Origin of the sequence: Actinosynnema sp. ALI-1.44 (assembly GCF_001984155.1) — a bacterium.
GTDB lineage: Bacteria > Actinomycetota > Actinomycetes > Mycobacteriales > Pseudonocardiaceae > Kibdelosporangium.
In genome coordinates this window covers 323,754-341,058 of the sequence record NZ_MTQO01000045.1, presented here as the reverse complement: position 1 = coordinate 341,058, position 17,305 = coordinate 323,754, and the positions used below count along the sequence as shown (strand labels likewise).

Annotated in this window: 14 protein-coding genes; 8 read left to right on the top strand and 6 right to left on the bottom strand. The window is 67.5% G+C overall.

Features of this window, described 5'->3' with window-relative positions:
* Positions 1–12 precede the first annotated feature (12 nt).
* Positions 13–1,710, bottom strand: a complete 1,698-nt coding sequence (locus tag ALI144C_RS22180; protein ID WP_076989031.1) for a hypothetical protein — start codon at positions 1,708–1,710, stop codon at positions 13–15.
* Positions 1,711–1,712: 2 nt separating this feature from the next.
* Entirely contained in the window at positions 1,713–3,542 is a 1,830-nt protein-coding gene (locus ALI144C_RS22175) for a hypothetical protein (protein WP_076989162.1), read from the bottom strand.
* A gap of 452 nt (positions 3,543–3,994) precedes the next feature.
* On the opposite strand from ALI144C_RS22175, the gene ALI144C_RS22170 reads away from it, so the two are divergent.
* From ALI144C_RS22170 to ALI144C_RS22160, 3 genes are read left to right on the top strand one after another with little or no spacing between them, the layout of a single operon-like run.
* Entirely contained in the window at positions 3,995–4,345 is a 351-nt protein-coding gene (locus ALI144C_RS22170) for a helix-turn-helix domain-containing protein (protein ID WP_076989030.1), read from the top strand.
* A gap of 8 nt (positions 4,346–4,353) precedes the next feature.
* On the top strand, positions 4,354–4,914 hold the full coding sequence (locus ALI144C_RS22165; protein ID WP_076989029.1) for a TetR/AcrR family transcriptional regulator: 561 nt from the start codon (positions 4,354–4,356) through the stop codon (positions 4,912–4,914).
* Positions 4,915–4,933: 19 nt separating this feature from the next.
* Positions 4,934–5,713: a hypothetical protein gene (locus tag ALI144C_RS22160; protein ID WP_076989028.1), complete on the top strand. Its 780-nt coding sequence runs from the start codon at positions 4,934–4,936 to the stop codon at positions 5,711–5,713.
* A gap of 5 nt (positions 5,714–5,718) precedes the next feature.
* On the opposite strand, the gene ALI144C_RS22155 is transcribed toward ALI144C_RS22160, so the two are convergent.
* Complete coding sequence (locus ALI144C_RS22155) at positions 5,719–7,239, bottom strand: M4 family metallopeptidase (RefSeq protein WP_076989027.1); 1,521 nt, start codon at positions 7,237–7,239, stop codon at positions 5,719–5,721.
* A gap of 553 nt (positions 7,240–7,792) precedes the next feature.
* Here ALI144C_RS22155 and ALI144C_RS22150 point away from each other — a divergent pair.
* Complete coding sequence (locus ALI144C_RS22150; RefSeq protein WP_076989026.1) at positions 7,793–8,302, top strand: lytic polysaccharide monooxygenase auxiliary activity family 9 protein; 510 nt, start codon at positions 7,793–7,795, stop codon at positions 8,300–8,302.
* Between the two features lie 123 nt (positions 8,303–8,425).
* Here the strand turns inward: ALI144C_RS22150 and ALI144C_RS22145 are convergent, their stop codons facing one another.
* On the bottom strand, positions 8,426–9,160 hold the full coding sequence (locus ALI144C_RS22145) for a GNAT family N-acetyltransferase (RefSeq protein ID WP_076989025.1): 735 nt from the start codon (positions 9,158–9,160) through the stop codon (positions 8,426–8,428).
* A 95-nt stretch (positions 9,161–9,255) separates the two neighbouring features.
* On the opposite strand from ALI144C_RS22145, the gene ALI144C_RS22140 reads away from it, so the two are divergent.
* The 3 genes from ALI144C_RS22140 to ALI144C_RS22130 all read left to right on the top strand — a co-directional run bounded on the left by ALI144C_RS22140 (position 9,256) and on the right by ALI144C_RS22130 (position 14,635).
* On the top strand, positions 9,256–10,776 hold the full coding sequence (locus tag ALI144C_RS22140; protein WP_193441212.1) for a tannase/feruloyl esterase family alpha/beta hydrolase: 1,521 nt from the start codon (positions 9,256–9,258) through the stop codon (positions 10,774–10,776).
* A 78-nt stretch (positions 10,777–10,854) separates the two neighbouring features.
* Complete coding sequence (gene htpG / locus ALI144C_RS22135) at positions 10,855–12,738, top strand: molecular chaperone HtpG (RefSeq protein WP_168211315.1); 1,884 nt, start codon at positions 10,855–10,857, stop codon at positions 12,736–12,738.
* Between the two features lie 148 nt (positions 12,739–12,886).
* Positions 12,887–14,635, top strand: a complete 1,749-nt coding sequence (locus ALI144C_RS22130; protein ID WP_202819020.1) for an alpha/beta hydrolase — start codon at positions 12,887–12,889, stop codon at positions 14,633–14,635.
* Here ALI144C_RS22130 and ALI144C_RS22125 read toward each other — a convergent pair.
* Both ALI144C_RS22125 and ALI144C_RS22120 read right to left on the bottom strand, forming a co-directional pair.
* Positions 14,632–15,507 carry an SAM-dependent methyltransferase gene (locus ALI144C_RS22125; RefSeq protein ID WP_076989021.1) on the bottom strand — a complete coding sequence of 292 codons (876 nt, stop codon included), beginning with the start codon at positions 15,505–15,507 and terminating at the stop codon, positions 14,632–14,634. The two genes, ALI144C_RS22130 and ALI144C_RS22125, sit on opposite strands and share 4 nt — an antisense overlap.
* Before the next feature lie 89 nt (positions 15,508–15,596).
* Positions 15,597–16,091, bottom strand: a complete 495-nt coding sequence (locus ALI144C_RS22120; protein ID WP_076989020.1) for a DUF2165 domain-containing protein — start codon at positions 16,089–16,091, stop codon at positions 15,597–15,599.
* Between the two features lie 120 nt (positions 16,092–16,211).
* Here ALI144C_RS22120 and ALI144C_RS22115 point away from each other — a divergent pair, with 120 nt between their 5' ends.
* On the top strand, positions 16,212–17,039 hold the full coding sequence (locus ALI144C_RS22115) for a phosphatidylinositol-specific phospholipase C/glycerophosphodiester phosphodiesterase family protein (protein WP_237774256.1): 828 nt from the start codon (positions 16,212–16,214) through the stop codon (positions 17,037–17,039).
* The last annotated feature ends 266 nt before the right edge of the window (positions 17,040–17,305 follow it).

Sequence of the window (17,305 nt, the reverse complement as noted above, 5' to 3'; positions counted from 1 at the left end):
AGTTCCTCCGTGTCAATCGAGTTGGGCACTGACAGGCACAACGGTGGCCTTGGCGATCCACTGCCCTGCCAGCTCTTCGGTCATCGGCATCCCGGGCGCGTGCACCTCGCCCGGTCCCATGGGCATCGCGGTCACCTGTGCCACGGCGTAGATCTGCGCCCCGGTGCTCGGGACCGACCCGCGCCACGCGTGGAAACCGGCGATCGTGGGGCTTTCACCGCCGAACCTGTTGCCGAGCGTGACCGCGTAGGACACAGCCGACTCCTCTCGCGGGTCGAACCGCAGCGGCACCGAGAACGTGGTGACGGACGTGCCGATGGGGGTGTTCAACAGCCACGGGGCCACGTAGATCCCGTGGGGGTGGATCGGTGTCTCCGCCTGCTGCGCGGCGATCCTCGGCAGTGTGCCCGCCGCGACCGACCACCCGGAGACCGCGACCAGTGCGCTGTCCTGCCGGGGATCCCCGCCGATCCGGATCCCCGCGTTCGCGGCCGCTTCCCGAACCACCGCCGCCGCGCGGACACTCCGCCCGGAGTCGTCCGAGACGAGAGTGATCCCCTTGACGCCTCGGGAATTCAGGAACGTGACCACCTTGCGCAACGCGTCCGCGTCCTCATCGGACAGCGCGTCCGCCGGGCACCGCGCCAGCACCTGGCGGACCCCGGCGACCAAACCGCCCAGCGCGGCACTGGCGCACTCGGGACCGTCCACTCCTGTCGCGAGGGACGGGCCCGGCTGGTCACCGGTGTCCACACCGACCGAAGCCGACGCGGAACCCTTGGCCAGCACCACCTCGCCACGCCCCGAGGGCAGGTCGACCTCGGCCCACGCCCCTTCCGCGCCCGCGATCGGCGATGCCTGGACCGGTGTGCTGCCCGGCGTACTGACCTGTACGTCGCCCGCGCTCGCCGGGACGTGCACCAGATTGCGCCCCGGTCGGTGCGGACTGATCAGCACAGGCACCCGCTGTCCCGCGACGTTGGCCTCGACCAGGACGGGGACACCGGGAACGGGCAGTTCCGGCGGAACCGGAACGGCCGCGGCGGCACTCCACGCCACCAGCGCCACCGCGACCGCGCCCGCCGTGTATCCGGCTGTGTTCTGAGCGGTCCTCTTGCGGGACAGCACGATCCCGATCACCGGGACGAGGGTGGCGGCCAGCAGGACCAGACCGAGCGAGGTCGTGTAGAGCCGTCGGTCGAGCGCCAGCCCGGACGTACCGACCCTGATCACCCCGGCCACCACCAGGACACCGCCGAACACCCACAGCGGGCGGCTCCGGTCGAGCGCGGCGTGCCCGAGCCACACGACCGCCGCGACCACGTAAGCCGTGTCCAGCACCAATTGCAGTGAAGAGCCCTCGCCGGCGGTCCACCCGGTCGTCTCTGCCACCAGCAGCACGATCAGCGCGCCCGCCGCCCACCTGGCGAACCGGGGCTTGCCCAGCAGCAACGAGACCGTGCTGACCAGTACGGCGTGACCGAGCGCGCCGAACACGTTGACGTTGACAGCCACAATGGACATCAATGCCAGCGCGGCCGACGCGGCGGCCAGCAGAACTGTCGACGCACGCAGGCGCCGTGACAACACACCGGACTGGGCGAACCCGATCCCGGCGACGAACGCCGTTGTCAGGACCAGCGTCAAGCGCAGCCAGAGCGGCCACGCGGACGACACCTCGACCGGCACACCACCGTGCGAGTGCTCCATGGTCACTTCACATCCGCGTCCGCGATGACGAACAGCTCCGAGTGCGGCTTGGCGTTGCCGAAGGCGCCGTGCGGCCACTGCTTGCGGTTGAAGTTGATGCCGGTCTGGCCGGTGAACTCGTCCTTGAACGCGGTGTCCAGTGCGAGCTTGCCGTCCTTGCCCAGCTTGAGAATGTTGACCTTGTGGTCACCGTCGAGCCCGGTCCGCGCGACGAAGTAGTTCGACACCGCCAGGCGCTCGGGAGACGTGGTCTCGTGGTAGAAACCGTCCTCGCCGAGCTTGAAGTTGTCGTACGCGCCCCAGTGCGGTCCCGCCGCGGGCTGACCGGGGTTGATCGGCGCGGCACCGGCAACGGTCGGGCAGTCGGCCTCCGCGCCACCGCCGCGTGCCTCTTCGAGGGTGTCGATCCGGCACTGGAAGCTCGTGCCCGCTGCCAGCAGCTTCTGGATGTCCAGCACGTACACGCCACCGGTCGTGCCGGGGTCGTCCGGCCCGAGCGCACCCTTGCCGCGCCCGGAGATCGCGCGGTACAGGTACTTGTCGTCCGGGCTGGTCTGGATCCAGCCGCCGTTGGACCCGCCGCCGTTGGAGTCGTTGCCCGGGTGGATCGCCTTGTTCGCGGCGCCGTCGTCGAACACCTCGACCCACTTGGGGTTCGGGGCCGTGATGTCCGGCGTGTAGTGCACCGCACCGCCCTGCATGGTCTGGGCGAACGCGCCCTTGTGACCAGGCAGGTTGGTCACAGTGGTCTCCATGACCGCACGGCTTTCCTGGTGCAGCGGGTCGGCGGGGTCGGCACGCGGGCCGTCCTGCAGGTACGACACCGCCCGCAGCTTCGGCTTGTCCCGCTCGGTGATGTCCCATGTGCGGACGGTCGGCCGCCGCAGGTACGGCGACGGGGCCTTGACCGGGTCGAGGATGATGGTGCGCGGCTCGGCGTAGTCGCTGGTCACCAACGTGTTGAGGTCTTCACGAGCCTGGATCCCGTGCGGGTTGGCACATGTGGGTTTGCCGAGCCTCGGCAGGTTCGCGCACAGCTTCTCGTTGTCGCCCTGCGGTGTCGCTGCCGACGTCTGCGACAGCACCTTGCCAGTCCGGTCGAACCGGATCAACGCGCCGGGGCTGCCCGCGAAACCGTTGCCCACAACGGTTTGACCGTTGGCGTAGACGTGCGGGCCCGGCACGACCGGACCGCCCATGTAGGTGCCGTACGCGGTACCGTCCTTCAGCGTCCAGTACGCGTCGGGCACCGAGCCGCCGAGCGTGTTCGTCGGCAGGCTGATTCCCTTGAGCTTCAACTCGGGCAGCGCGGAGACGTCGAACGTGTAGGTCGCGGCGGCGAACAGCGCACCCGCGTAGATGGTGTCGCCCTTGTGCCACACGTATTGCATGTGGTGCGGCTCGTTCTCCACGAGCGGGCCGACTGTGGCGGTGTTGACGACCTTGCCGTACGCGGGTGAGCCCTCGGTGGCGTCGATGACGGCGAGGAAGTCCGGGCCCGGCAGGGCGTTGGTCGCCTTGTTGAGCCCGCCCGCCAGGGAACCCGGCAGGTTCTTGAGGTCCTTGACCAGCGTGTCGGCGATGTTCTCGTCACCGGCCCAGACCAGCAGCCACTTCTTGCGCTGGCCCGCCGCGGCCCTCACCTGGCTGGTGACCAGGTGGTTCTTGACCCAGTACTGCTTGCCGTCGGACCCTTTGCGCGCGTCGACGAAGGTCTTGACGTCGGCGTACGCGGTACTACTGGCACCGCTGTAGGTCAGCGCGCCGACGGCGAGCAGGCTCGCCGCCGCGCCGATCACGGTTTTTCGCCATCGCGGCGAATTCGACCACATGAACAACTCCCTGTTCATTGGATGGGTTCGTGCCACGGGAAAACGGCGCGCGGGAACGCGCGCGTGACGTGGTATTCGTGAGGTGAGGGAGCGAGAACTCGCTTACAGCGAACTGGCCTGCTTGGCCAGGTCCACGTGAAGCCGCCGGACTAGGGCGACACCAGCACTCATGCGCGGAATGGTCCCGACGGTGCGACCGGGCTGTCAAACGGCAGACCAAAGGATGAGACGCCACTCGGTAGAGCAAAGGTTCAACCAAATGGATCAGTCCACTGGTTCCGCTGAAGTGCGGTTCGGGTGAAGTGCCTGGTAGGCGAGGTTCGTCGGACCGCGGAGGTCGGGACGGCGTCGAACATCCCCGAATGAAACCGGACAAGGGCGGATATCCGGCTTGCGATCATTCCCGTCGAGACGTTTCCTGGCGCGCCATTTGAGAAAGGGGAGAAGCCGCCGTGCCGACCCAACAAGCCAACGAGTTCGCCGCGAGCTTACGAGCGCTGCACATCAGGTGCGGCAAACCCAGCTACCACCGGGTGTGCGAACTGGCCGCCCAGTTCGGCGGCCATCCGCTGTCGCCGTCGACGATCAGCGAGATACTGAACGGCAAACGCCTGCCCAAGATCGACTTCGTGCAGTCGTTCGTCCGCGCGCTGGCGCAGCACCGCGACGGGGCCGTGCTGGCGGCCAAGCACAACGCGGAGCTCAGACGGTGGCACCAGCACTGGCAGCAGGCGCAGTTGACCGACGCGGGCAAGCGCCCGGTCGAAGACCGTTGCCGCTGCTGCGGAAGAGCATATGGCTAAATGGACACATGGGCAGGTTGAGTCGTGCCGACCGGCGTCGGCAGTTGCTGGACTCGGCGTTGGAGATCATCCGCGCCGACGGCACCAACGCGCTGACGCTGGTCACCCTCGCGGACCGGGCGGGGGTGTCGCGGCCGGTCGTGTACGACCACTTCGGAACCCGTGAAGGGCTGCTGGTGGAGCTCTACCGCGACTACGACGAGCGGATCGGCGCGACGATGCGTGAGGCGTTGCGGCAGCGTGCCCGGTCGCTCGGCGCGGTCGCGTCCGCGTTGAGCACGGCGTACGTCGACGGGGTCGTGGACGCGGGTGAGAAGTGTGAGGAGGTCTTCGCCGCGTTGTCCGGCAGCCCGCAGACGCGGGAGGTGCTGCGGGAGTCGCGGGAGTTCCACATCGAGCAGTTCCGGCAGGCGCTGGAACCGTTCGCGCGGCTGGATCTGCCCGCGTTGACCGGGATGTTCAGCGCGGTCGACGGCCTGGCGCGGGCCGCGGCCGACGGCCGGATCTCGCGGGCCGACGCGATCGCCACCGCCAGTCTTGTCGTGAAACGGCTTGCCTCCGCCCGCTAACCTACATAATGTAGGTTTCGTGCGAACAGTGGTGATCGGAACGAACCCCCGAGCCGCGGCGATCGCGGCCGCGCTGGCCGTGCCCGCGACGGACACGGTGGCGGGGCACGCTGATCTGGTCGTGGTCTGCGTCGAGGACTACTCCCTTGTCCCGCGACTGCCCGGCGACGCCGACATCGTGAACCTGACATCCGGCACGAGCGAGGACGCGGCCAGGACCGCGGACCTGTTCCCCGGCCGGTACCTGGACGGCGCGCTGATGGCGCACCCCGAGCACGTCGGCCGTCCCGAAACGGTCATCGTCTACAGTGGATCGCCGGATGTGTTCGCCCGCACCGAGAAGCAGCTCGCCCGGCTGGGATCGGCGACGTACCTCGGACCGGCAGCGGGGACGGCGTCGCTCTACGACGCGGCGATGCTGAACTTCGCGTGGGCGACGCTGACCGGCTACCTGCAGACGGCCGCGCTGCTCACCTCGGAGGGAGTTGCCGCGCGGGCCTTCACACCCATGCTGAACGAGTGGATGCGGACCACAGTCGCCGCCGTCATCGACGACTACGCCGACCAGATCGACACCGGGCAATACCCGGGGGACGAGGAATGGCTCGAGCTCGACGAACCGCTGATGCGCGACCTGATCACCGTGACCGAACAACGCGGCATGGACGCCGCGTTGCCGAAAGTGGTCCAGGATCTCACCGCACGGGGCATCGCGGCCGGTCACGGCGCGGAGAGCTTCGCCAGTCTCGTCGAGGTGATCCGCGGTGGCGGGCCCGGTGCCGAACCCGCCACCGCGTGATCAGGTCACGGGCAGGCGGGCTCGCCTGACTGCGCCGGGACGCTCACCGCCGCCCACGCGGCCTTGGTGACGTCGAACTCGGCGCAACTGCCGGGGAAGATCGCCTTGGCCGCCTGGAGAGTGGCGACACGGGCGCGTGCGTGCGTCCACGTCGCGGTCTTGCGCAGCAGGCCGTTGTAGAAGACCTGGCCCGCCTTCTGGATGCCGATGCCGGTGATCGTGGTGTTGTTGCACGTCGGGCTGTTCGGCTTGCCGCCACCGGGGCTGGTGCCCTCGGCGAGCAGGTAGAACCAGTGGTTCTGCGGGCCCGCGGCCGCGTGCACCTCGGTGTTCGGGATGGACGAGCTGAAGCAGTTCGGGTGGTTGCGCTGCGAAGGCTGGTGCATGAACCGGATCGGGCCGTTGCCGACCAGGTTGACCTCTTCGCCGACCTCGTAGTCCGGCGGGTCGTTCGAGTTGTTGGCGAAGTGCTCGGTCAACGCGCCGAAGATGTCACCGGTCGACTCGTTCAGCCCGCCCTTCTCGTTGCCGCCGCCGCTCGATCCGCCCGGCGTGAACTGGAAGATGCCGTGGCCGAACTCGTGCGCCACCACGTCCATCGGGACGACTTGCCGCTGTCCGTCACGCGAGCGGCCGAACGAAGCCGCGCTGCCGTTCCAGAACGCGTTGACGGCCGAGAGGCCCACGAGGGCGGGGAAGCCACGGCCGTTGCCGTCGACGCCGTTGCGTCCCAGCCAACTGCGCAGCATGTCCCATTGCTTCTGTGCGGCGTACAGCGCGTCGACGCACGCCGTTTCCAGGTCGGTGCCGGATCCGTTGCCCCAGTTGTCGTCGGGGCCGGTGAACACCTGCTGGTTGCTCGACCGGGCACACCGGACGCCGTTGCGCGTCGGGTCGATGGTCGAGAACGTGCTGCCGCTCTGCTGGGTGTTGATCGTCACCGGGTTGCCGTTGTAGAAGCTGTTGCCGGTTCCCGCTTTGACCTCGTCCCAGCTGTCCAGCACGGCACCGCTGTGCGCGTCGACGTAGACGTGCAGCACGCTGGGCACCTGCTCGGCCGCCCAACCGTTGAGTACCACTTCGTACGCCAATGCGGGCCGCTCACCGGCGAGGACGACCAGCCGTTCACTCGTCCTGTCCACCGAGCCCAGGTGCTTGCGGGCGATGTCCCGTGCGGTGCTCGCGGTCAGGGCCGGCCGGGTGCCGACGTTGATCCGTGCGGTGTCGGCCTTGATCTGGTCGTGCACGGTTCCCTTGCCGTCGGTGACGATCACGGCGTCGCCGCCGACCACGTCGAGTCCGCGGTAGGTCCGTTGGTAGGACGAGTAGAACAGTCCCGCGGCTCCGGCGGTCGTCGCCGCGCGGCGGAACGTTTCGTCCGGGCTCTGCGCCAGCGCCACACCCGCGCGATCGGCCGCCTGGGTGGCGAGTTCCTCGGCCTGAGCGGTTTGCGCCAGTGCCGTCAGCGTGGACACGACCAACGCGAGACTGGCGGTCACGGCCAGGCCCGCTCGCTTGCGTTTCATCAGCAGTCCTCCACAGGGCGCACCCGGACAGGGTGATGGGGCGGGCACGCCGGATCTCAGGACAGCCCTGCTCGCCGGGCGCGTGCTGGACGTGCCCGGCGGCATCGGACCGTGTGCAGGGTCAAGGTCTGCCTACGCGTAGACGTGTCCCCGATACAAGTGGTAGGGGGAGTGACCGTCAATGCTGCATTCGGCCCAGTGCCATAACAGGGAATCGGCTCGTCGGGCCGACCGCCGAGATCAAGTGCGCCAAGGTTTTCTAATTGGTCCAGTCCACCTCTTCCGTTGCGGCGGGTCGGTGGCGCACACTGACGTACGGTGACGAACGGTGTTTTCACCTTGTGGACCGATGCTCGAGCGCTGGTCGTCACCAATCGGTCGGGAACGCCGAGTAGCTGTACGGCTTTGCCATCTCTTGACCGATACGTCGGACGTTAGTATGGTCTAGACCACAAAACCCTGCAGGTCTTGTGTTTGGTATCGGCACCGGGCGGACGGTGCCGGTCGGCGCGCGACACCGGACCGCAGCTCGTCGTCTTGAGGAGCTGAAAGTATGAAGCGCAGTTTCATCGCGGCCGTTGTCGGACTTCTGATCGCACCCCTGCTCGCCATCGTCCTTCCCGGGACGGCATCGGCACACGGATGGATCACCAGCCCGTCCAGCAGGCAGGACCAGTGCAAGCGTGGCGTCGTCCAGTGCGGCGGCATCAAGTACGAGCCGCAGAGCGTCGAAGGCCCCAAGGGTCTGCGCAACTGCCACGGCAACGTCGGCAGGTTCAGCGAGCTGAACAACGACAACTTGGGCTGGCAGGTCCAGGACGTCAGCTCGAACCAGGCTTTCACATGGCGGATCACCGCCTCGCACGCGACCAGCACGTGGGAGTACTTCATCGGTGGCACCCGCGTGTGGTCGAAGAGCGATGGTGGTGCTCGCCCGGCTTCGACGTTCACGCACAACGTGAACCTCGGCAGCTTCAAGGGCCGTCAGAAGATGCTCGTCGTGTGGAACATCGCGGACACCGCGAACGCGTTCTACGTGTGCATCGACGTCAACATCAGGTGATTGCTTGAAAACGGTCCCGGCCTGGCCCCTGCACCAGGCCGGGACCGTTCACGTCCGTGCGGCCCTCCGATGTCCTCGAAGTCCAGCTCGTGGATCACCCATCGCTCGTGACCCCGGCCGGTGCTACATGGGGTGTTCGATCCAGACGTTCGGTTCGACGTACACGCCGTAATCCCGTTCGGCCGACGCGATGATCGGCGCGATCCCGCCCGCGAAGAGGTTGTCACCGTCGACCAGGTCGACGTTGCCCCACTGCTTCCAGTCCGCGAACGAACCGGAGATGGTCACCGCGAACGGGCAGATCTTGATCAGCTCGGCGCCCAGTCGCTCGTGGGTGCGCAGCCAGCGGTCGGCGAGCAGGCCGTCCGGGCGGCGGCGGAAGGCGTACTCCGCCATCGGGGTGTTCGGCTCGTCCTCCTTGCCGATCGGCCGCACGGACACGATCAGCTTGGACAGCCCGGTTTCCGCCGCACGCGCCTTGAGCGCCTTGAGCATCTCCGACGACAGGTGCTTGCCCCGGTGGCGGGGATCGATCACAACTTCCAACGCGCACAACGCGTTCGGCGGACGTCCGTCGATCTTGTCCTGTGCCGCCCACTGCACCGCCTCGTCCCAGCCGTGGTCCGGCAGTTCGGTCCGGTCCGGCGCGGGATAGGCCAGCGGCACCGAGAGCGTGCGCGCGATCGGCACGTCGTCCTCGAGCGCGATCAGGAAGTAACGCCCCCACTGCTGCCGGAACCGATCCAGGGTGATCATCTTCCCGCTGGCGCCCGCGTAGATGAACTGACCCCCGACATCGCCCAGGTCGAGCGCGGCCTCCGCGAGGTCGGGGCGGGTCGCAAGATCAACGATTCGCATAGCGTCAGCTAAGCGAAAGCTTGCCACCGCGGATACCGTCATCCGGGGGAACTGATCAATTACGGTGAGTAGGATTCCGACCCCTGGGGAGAACGATGAAACGACTGGTAGGCGCCATGGTGGCGCTGGTTTCCGCGACGTTCGTGATCACCGCGCCGACCGCGTCCGCCGCACAGGGGTGTGGCGCGGTGGGCAAGCCGGCAGTTCCCGGCGCCGAGGTCGTCTCGGTGACGGCGGTCGACAAACCGGGCGGGACCGTGGAGTACCCGCCGGGGTTCCCCATCCCGCCGGTCACCAACGTCCCGCCGTACTGCGAGGTCACGGCAGTGCTCACGCATCCGGGCGTCGGCGACAAGGTGACGGTCAGGGCATGGCTGCCCGCCACCGGTTGGAACGGGCGGTTCCAGGGCGTCGGCGGTGGCGGCTACTCGATGGGCACCTGGGACGCGATGCTCGCCGAGCAGGTCAAACTGGGCTACGCGGCCACGACGACCGACGGCGGCGTCGACTCGAATCCGAGCAACCCGAGCAAGTGGGCGTTGGACGCGAACGGCAACGTCAACACTGAACTGCTGCGCAACTTCGCTTCCAGGTCGTTGCACGACATGGCTGTCGCGGGCAAGGCCGTGACAGCCCAGTTCTACGGGCGCCCGGCGACGTACTCGTACTGGAACGGCTGCTCCACGGGCGGGCGGCAGGGCCTGATGAACGCCCAGCGCTACCCGGACGACTACGACGGCATCAACGCGAACGCGCCCGCGATCAACTGGGACCGGTTCCTCGTCGCCGACCTGTGGCCGACGGTCGTCCAGAACGAGGAGCACAACCAGCTCTCGCAGTGCGAGCTGGACGCGTTCGAGAAGGCGGCGGTCGACGCGTGTGACCGGATCGACGGCGTGGCCGACCGCGTGGTCAACGACCCGAGGACGTGCCACTACAACCCCTTCGACCTGGTCGGCACCAAGATCGTCTGTGACGGCAAGGAAGTCGTCGTCTCGCGCGCGGACGCCGACGTCATCCGCAAGATCTGGGACGGCCCGCACGGTTGGTACGGCTTCAACAAGGGCACCGACCTCGGCTGGGTCGCCGGGCAGCCGCCGTTCGAGATCTCGGCGACGTGGGTGCAGTACTTCGTCAAGCGCGACCCGGGGTTCGACGTGAGCAAGATGTCCTACGCGCAGTACTACCGGGTGTTCGCCGAATCGCGGGCGCGCTACCACTCGGTGATCGGCACCGACGACCCTGACCTGTCCGCGTTCCGCAGGTCAGGCGGCAAGATGATCACCTGGCACGGGACTGACGACGCGCTGATCCCGTACCAGGGCACGGTCGACTACCGCGACCGCGTCGGCCGCCGGCTGGGCAACGTGGACGACTTCTACCGGGTCTTCCTGGCGCCGGGCGTCGACCACTGCTCCGGTGGGCTCGGCGCGGTCCCGGTCGACCCGATGGCGGCGCTGGTGAACTGGGTCGAGAAGGGCGAGGCTCCGCGGACGCTGCCCGCCCGGACCGCCGACGGCAAGGCCGGCCGGAACCTGTGCCTGTACCCGTCGGTGGCCAGGTACCAGGGTGGCGACCCGAACGCGCCGGGCAGCTTCACCTGCCGGCGCAGTTGATCAACCGCCTGGTCCGGTGGTGCGCTCACCACCGGACCAGGCGATAACGCCGGCGCGCCGCATTGAGATAATCGCCGGGTGGACACCCAGATGGAAACGCTCGAGTTTCAGGCCGAGGCACGCCAGCTGCTGCAGCTGATGGTTCATTCGATCTACTCGAACAAGGACATCTTCCTGCGGGAGTTGATCTCCAACGCCTCGGACGCGCTCGACAAGGTCCGGCTCGCCGCCTTCCAGGACAAGGACCTGGCCGTCGACACCGATGACCTGCGCATCGAGCTGGAAACCGACAAGACACAACGCACGCTCACTGTCCGGGACAACGGAATCGGGATGTCCCGTGACGAGGTCGTCGACCTGATCGGCACGATCGCGAAGTCCGGCACCGCGGAACTGCTGCGCAAGCTCAAGGAGAGCAAGGAGAACTCGGCCGACCTGATCGGTCAGTTCGGCGTCGGCTTCTACGCCAGCTTCATGGTCGCGGACAAGGTCACGCTGGTGACGCGCAAGGCAGGCGAGACCGGCGGCACCAAGTGGGAATCCGCTGGTGAGGGCACGTACACGATCGAACCGGCCGACGACGCCCCGCAGGGCACGTCGGTGATCCTGCACCTCAAGCCCGAGGACGCCGAAGACCACCTCTTCGACTACACCGCCGAGTACAAGCTGCGCGAGATCATCCGCCGGTACTCCGACTTCATCACCTGGCCGGTCCGGCTCAAGGTCGAGAAGACTGAGAAGTCCGAGGACGGCGAAGAGACCAAGACGGTCGAGTTCGAGACCGTCAACTCGATGAAGGCGCTGTGGGCGCGGCCCAAGGACGAGGCGACCGAGGACGAGTACAAGGAGTTCTACCGGCACATCAGCCACGACTGGACCGATCCGCTCGAGATCATCCAGATGCAGGCCGAGGGCACGTTCGAGTACCAGGCGCTGCTGTTCATCCCGTCACGCGCCCCGATGGACCTGTTCATGCGGGAGAGCAAGCGCGGCGTCCAGCTGTACGTCAAGCGCGTGTTCATCATGGACGACTGCGAAGCGCTGATGCCGGAGTACCTGCGGTTCATCAAGGGCGTCGTGGACGCGCAGGACCTGTCGCTGAACGTGTCCCGCGAGATCCTCCAGCAGGACCGGCAGATCCAGCTGATGCGGCGGCGGCTGGTCAAGAAGGTGCTGTCCACGGTCAAGGCGCTCGACGCCGAGAAGTACAAGACGTTCTGGCAGGAGTTCGGCGCCGCGGTCAAGGAAGGCCTGGTCAACGACTTCGACAACCGGGACGCCATCCTGGAGATCGCGTCGTTCGCCTCGACGAACTCCACCGACGACCTGACCTCGCTCAAGGACTACGTCGAGCGGATGAAGGACGGCCAGGAGCACATCTACTACCTGACCGGCGCGTCCCGCTCGATCATCGAGAACTCGCCGCACATGGAGGCCTTCAAGGCCAAGGGCTACGAGGTGCTGATCCTCACCGACGCGGTGGACGAGATGTGGGCGTCCTCGGTGCCGGAGTTCGACGGCAAGCAGTTCCAGTCGATCGCCAAGGGCCAGGTCGACCTGGACACCGACGCGGACACCACGGCGAAGACCGAGGAGTTCGCCGACCTGCTGACCTGGATGACCGAGACGCTCAAGGACAGCGTCAAGGAGGTCCGGCTGTCCTCGCGGCTGACCACGTCGCCCGCCTGCATCGTCGGTGACGCGAACGACCTCACGCCGACGCTGGAGAAGATGTACCGCGCGATGGGCCAGGAGCTCCCGCCGGTCAAGCGGATCCTCGAGCTCAACCCGGACCACGCGCTGGTCACCAGCCTGCGCACGGCCCAGCAGGAGAACAAGGACGGCGCGGCCGAGACCGCCGAGCTGATCTACGGCATCGCCCTGCTGGCCGAAGGCGGCGAACTGGCCGACGCGTCCCGGTTCACGCGCCTGCTCGCCGACCGCCTCGCCCAGGCCCTCTGAAACCCCTTCGTGCGTGTTTGGCCGGTTCCAACCGGCCAAACACGCACGAAGGTTCAGACGTCTGGCCCTCCCGGACGGGCTGCCGGGCGATTACGTATAGGGCATGGCTTCCTTACGTGTCCTAGTGTCAGCTGTGGCGGCGTCTGCCATGGCTCTCGCGGTGCTGGCGCCGCCGAGCGTGGCCCAGCCTGACCGCAGGCCTGCCGAGCCGCGTAACCCGGCGATCCCGCAGCGCTATCTCGATCAGCCGATCCAGTGGGCGCCCTGTTCGTTCGACGCGGCGATCAAGCAGGCCAACCCGCAGGCCCCGACGACCAACTGCGCCAAGGTCAAGGTGCCGATGGACTGGCACAACCCGGACGCGCACCCGGACATCACGGTGGCGATCGCGTACAGCAAGGCCACCGGCCCGGTCCGTGGCCTGCTGACCAGCAACCCCGGCGGCCCCAGCGGCCCCGGGCTGAACCTGACGGCCACGCTCGCGCTGTCCCGGCCGCAGATGTTCCGCGACTTCGACCTGCTCGGGTTCGACCCGCGCGGCTTCGGTCAGAGCGAGGCGCTGCGCTGCCTGACCACGTCCGAGGAACTGGCCGCGCTGCCGACCACCCCGGACTACCGCGTCCGCGACGAGCAGACCCACCGCACCGAGATCGCCGAGGCGAAGCTGTACGCCAAGGCGTGCGCGTCGACCGAGTTCGGCCGGTTCGTCAGCACGCAGCAGACCGTCTACGACATGGAGTTCCTGCGCGCCCTGCAGGGGCACAGGTTGCTGCACTTCGTCGGCTACAGCTACGGCACGTGGCTCGGCGGCTGGTACGCCGACACGTACCCGCAGCGCGTCGGCCGGTTCGTCCTGGACTCCAACATGGACTGGACGCACACGCAGTGGGACAACGTCAACTTCGACCCGTGGTCCTATCAGCGCCGGTTCGACACCCAGTTCAAGCCGTGGGTCGGCAGGCACGCTGACCAGATCACCGGCAACCTCGGCACGACCGCCCGCGACGTGCAGCGGACCTACGACGCGATCCGCGGCAAGCTGGGGGCGTTGCAGCAGGCGGGCAGGACCTCGGTCCGTCCGCACGACCTGGACTTCAAGGTACTCGGCGTGATCGGCAACGACCGCCGGTTCATCCGCGCGCTGGTCGACATCCTGGTGCACGACGAGTTGGTGAAGGCCCCGGCGGACAAGGTCCAGGCCGGTCACGTGGAGCGCGCCTGGGCACGCCTGGCCCCGGCGTTGCAGGCGTACGACACGCTCGCCACGATCAAGTCCCGCTACCAGATCCCGGTGACCGCGGCGGCCGACCAGGTCGTGAACCTCGGTGCGCTCGGTGACACCGTGCGGTGCAACGACACGGCGTGGAACAAGGATCCGCGGTTCTACACGCGTGAAGCCGACCGGATGGCCAGGCAGAACCCGTGGGCCGGTTACCTCAACGGTGTGCCGTTGTGCGCGTTCTGGCCGTATCCGCCGCAGGATCGCCAGCTCGACCTGAAGGGTGCGCCGCGGATGCTGCTGGTGCACGCCGAACTCGACCCGCAGACCGCCTACGAGGGCGCGTTGCGGACGTACAAGGACATCTCGCACGCTGCCCGGCTCGTGTCGGTGGACGACGAGGGACAGCACGGCGAGTACATCCTCGGCCCGTCCTCGTGCGTGCAGCAGTTCGGTGACAGGTTCCTGTTCAACGGCGAACTGCCGGGTCGCAACGAGATCTGCGGTACCGCGCCGTTGCCGGAGGACGGCTCGGTCTACGAAGTCAGGGGACCGCTCGACGGCAAGGCGCATCCGTTGCCGCGCAGCCTTTCGGCCGGTGCGGCGGAGCAGAACCCGTTGCTGCAGGAGATCTTCGACCAAACCTCGGAGCGTCCCGTGAAGGCGCTTCGCCGCTAGTCAGAGGGGTCCGGGGCCTCGGTGCCCCGGACCCGTCCCATTCCGCCGATGCCCAGCAGCCGGGCTTCGCTGCTGTTGTCGGCTTCCAGCGCGCCGTCCGGCCGCCATTCGGACAACAGCGTGATGCCCGGGGCCAGCAGGTCCATCCCGGAGAACCAGCAGACGAGGTCCGCCTCGCTCCAGTCGTTGATCTGTTCACTCGCGTCGGCGTACACGCTGATGAGGTCGAGAACCTGCTTGTGCGTCACCGGGTCCTTGCCGGCGACGAGCTTGGTGGTGATCACTGAGATCGGCACGAGGCTCCCGGGCGCGCACGCGTCACGGTAGGTGGCCACGAGCCCGCCCGGGTCGTATTCCGGGCCGACGTACAACAGGATCCCGACCATCAGCAGCCCGATCGGCCGTCCGAAGTCCAGCAGCCGACGGGTTTCCGGAGCCCGCAGGACACTGCCCGGGTCGCGGATGTCGGCGTGCACGATCCCGGCGTACTCGTTGCCCTGCAACAGCTTCCGGGCGTGAGTCACCGCTGTCGCGTCGTAGTCGACGTACACCACCCGCCCCTGCGGGGCGCGTCGCTGGACGATTTCGTGCACGTTGCCGACGGTGGGAATTCCCGAGCCGAGGTCGAGGAACTGGTCGATTCCCTCGTCAAGGCAGGTGTCCACGACGCGCCGCAGCCACGACCGGTTCAGCCGCGCCAGCGACGGCGTGCACGGCAGGACGGTCTTGGCCCGTTCGGCCAGTTCACGGTCGGCGGTGAAGTTCATCGCCCCGCCGAGGTAGTAGTCGTACATCCTCGATGCGTTGGGTGTCTCGCTGTCGTAGGAGCGTGGGCCGATCGGCTGCAACCGGGGCGGCGTGGCACGCGTCATCAGGACAGCATCCACTTGGTCCGCAACACAAGCAAGCGGCCCATCGTGGTTCTGTTGTTGGCTACCAGGCGAACTGCGCAGGCCCAGCCTCAGGTTCGGTCGGGTGCACGGTCATGCAATCGGGTGAGGATCAGCCCGGCGGACGCGATCAGGAAGTTGAACGTGGCGGGCTGCAGGCCGTTCCACTGCTGCGACTGCCACATCTGGAACCACTCGCCGCCGATCGCGATGAACCCCGCGCCGAACAACGCCATCATCATCAGGAACCCGACAGTGCCGTAGGAACGAGCCCCGTCGCTGCCACGCACACCCTTGACGAACCCGATGCCGAGGACGATCGCGGTGAGCGCCTCCCACACGATGATCGCGATGTACACGAGCAGGGCGACGGTGGAGCTGGTGATCGCACGCCACATCGTGTTCGGTGACTGGAACGTGGTGTCCATCGCGAGGACGTGCTCGACGAACGCCCGGTTGGTGGGGAAGTCGGTGACGTTGTTCAGGACGACAAGTCCCATGTAGAGGGTGAGGATGCCGGTGGCCACCGCGATGGCCGTACGCAGGCTGCCGATCCGGGTGATCATGCGCGCGACTGTAACAGACCCGCTACACACGGCATCGGTGATCTCGTCCAGTGCCCACCCCGGCAACTCTTCGCCCAGCGTTAACGTTTCCGCAGCTCAAGGCAGCCTATGGTGATCCGCATGCGGTTAGTGACAGTGATTCTGAGCGTGTTCGCGCTGATTGTCGGCAGCGCGGCGGTCGCGTCGGCCAAACCCCAGGTGCGCCCGTTGCCGCAGGCACACGCGCACAACGACTACGAGCACGAACGCCCCCTGTTCGACGCGCTCGACCACGGCTTCACGAGCGTGGAAGCAGACATCTACCTGGTCGACGGCCAACTGCTCGTCGGCCACGACCCGGGTGACCTGACGCCGGAGCGGACCCTGCAGTCGCTCTACCTCGACCCGCTCTACAAGCGAGTGCTGGCCAACGGCGGATCGGTGTACCGGGGCAAGCCGGTCGCCTTCCAGCTGCTGATCGACATCAAGACCAACGGCGTGGCGGCGTACACCGAGTTGGACAAGGTCATGCGCCGCTACCCCCTGCTGTTCACGCAGTACATCAACGGTTTCGTGCTGCGCGGCCCGGTGACCGCGGTCATCTCCGGCGACCGCCCCCGTGAGCTGATGGCCTCGCAGCGGTACCGCCAGGCGTTCTACGACGGCCGGATCGCGAACCCGAACGACCTCGGCCCCGGGTCGGACGCCCGGATGACCCCGCTCGTGTCCGACAACTGGACCTCGCTGTTCACGTGGAACGGCACCGGCGAGTTCCCATCGGCGGAACGAGACCGGTTGCGTCACATCGTTTCCGTCGCCCACAAGGCAGGTCAGCGGGTCAGGTTCTGGGCGACCCCGGACACACCCGGTGCGGCGCGTGAAGCGATCTGGACCGAGCTGCGCAAGGCAGGCGTCGACCACATCAACACAGACGACCTGGCCGGACTGCAAGCATTCCTGAGCCGCTGACCCTAGTTCCCGTGAGTGGCCCACCCGAACCACCCCACGGTGCTCGCGCGCATGCGCAGCCCAGCCCGCAACGGCTCGCAAGCAAGCGCAGAGCAACCCCAACGGGCCTGCGCGTCAGCGCAGAGTGGTGCTTCGGGGGTGTCTCCTGCCCGTCGGCCTGGGCGAAGCCAACCATGGGCTGTCAAGAGGTCGGCCTCCAAAGAGCCCCAGCGACAGCCATACCGATCCTCTTGATAGTCCGTGGTTCCCTGGGGCAGGTCGACGGG

Bases quoted from the DNA above. Each gene is read 5' to 3' on its own strand.
- ALI144C_RS22155 (WP_076989027.1), bottom strand. From the start codon at position 7,239: ATGAAACGCAAGCGAGCGGGCCTGGCCGTGACCGCCAGTCTCGCGTTG.
- ALI144C_RS22145 (WP_076989025.1), bottom strand. From the start codon at position 9,160: ATGCGAATCGTTGATCTTGCGACCCGCCCCGACCTCGCGGAGGCCGCG.
- ALI144C_RS22130 (WP_202819020.1), top strand. From the start codon at position 12,887: ATGGCTCTCGCGGTGCTGGCGCCGCCGAGCGTGGCCCAGCCTGACCGC.
- ALI144C_RS22115 (WP_237774256.1), top strand. From the start codon at position 16,212: ATGCGGTTAGTGACAGTGATTCTGAGCGTGTTCGCGCTGATTGTCGGC.
- ALI144C_RS22125 (WP_076989021.1), bottom strand. From the start codon at position 15,507: ATGACGCGTGCCACGCCGCCCCGGTTGCAGCCGATCGGCCCACGCTCC.
- ALI144C_RS22150 (WP_076989026.1), top strand. From the start codon at position 7,793: ATGAAGCGCAGTTTCATCGCGGCCGTTGTCGGACTTCTGATCGCACCC.
- ALI144C_RS22175 (WP_076989162.1), bottom strand. From the start codon at position 3,542: ATGTGGTCGAATTCGCCGCGATGGCGAAAAACCGTGATCGGCGCGGCG.
- ALI144C_RS22165 (WP_076989029.1), top strand. From the start codon at position 4,354: ATGGGCAGGTTGAGTCGTGCCGACCGGCGTCGGCAGTTGCTGGACTCG.
- ALI144C_RS22180 (WP_076989031.1), bottom strand. From the start codon at position 1,710: ATGGAGCACTCGCACGGTGGTGTGCCGGTCGAGGTGTCGTCCGCGTGG.
- ALI144C_RS22140 (WP_193441212.1), top strand. From the start codon at position 9,256: ATGAAACGACTGGTAGGCGCCATGGTGGCGCTGGTTTCCGCGACGTTC.
- ALI144C_RS22120 (WP_076989020.1), bottom strand. From the start codon at position 16,091: ATGATCACCCGGATCGGCAGCCTGCGTACGGCCATCGCGGTGGCCACC.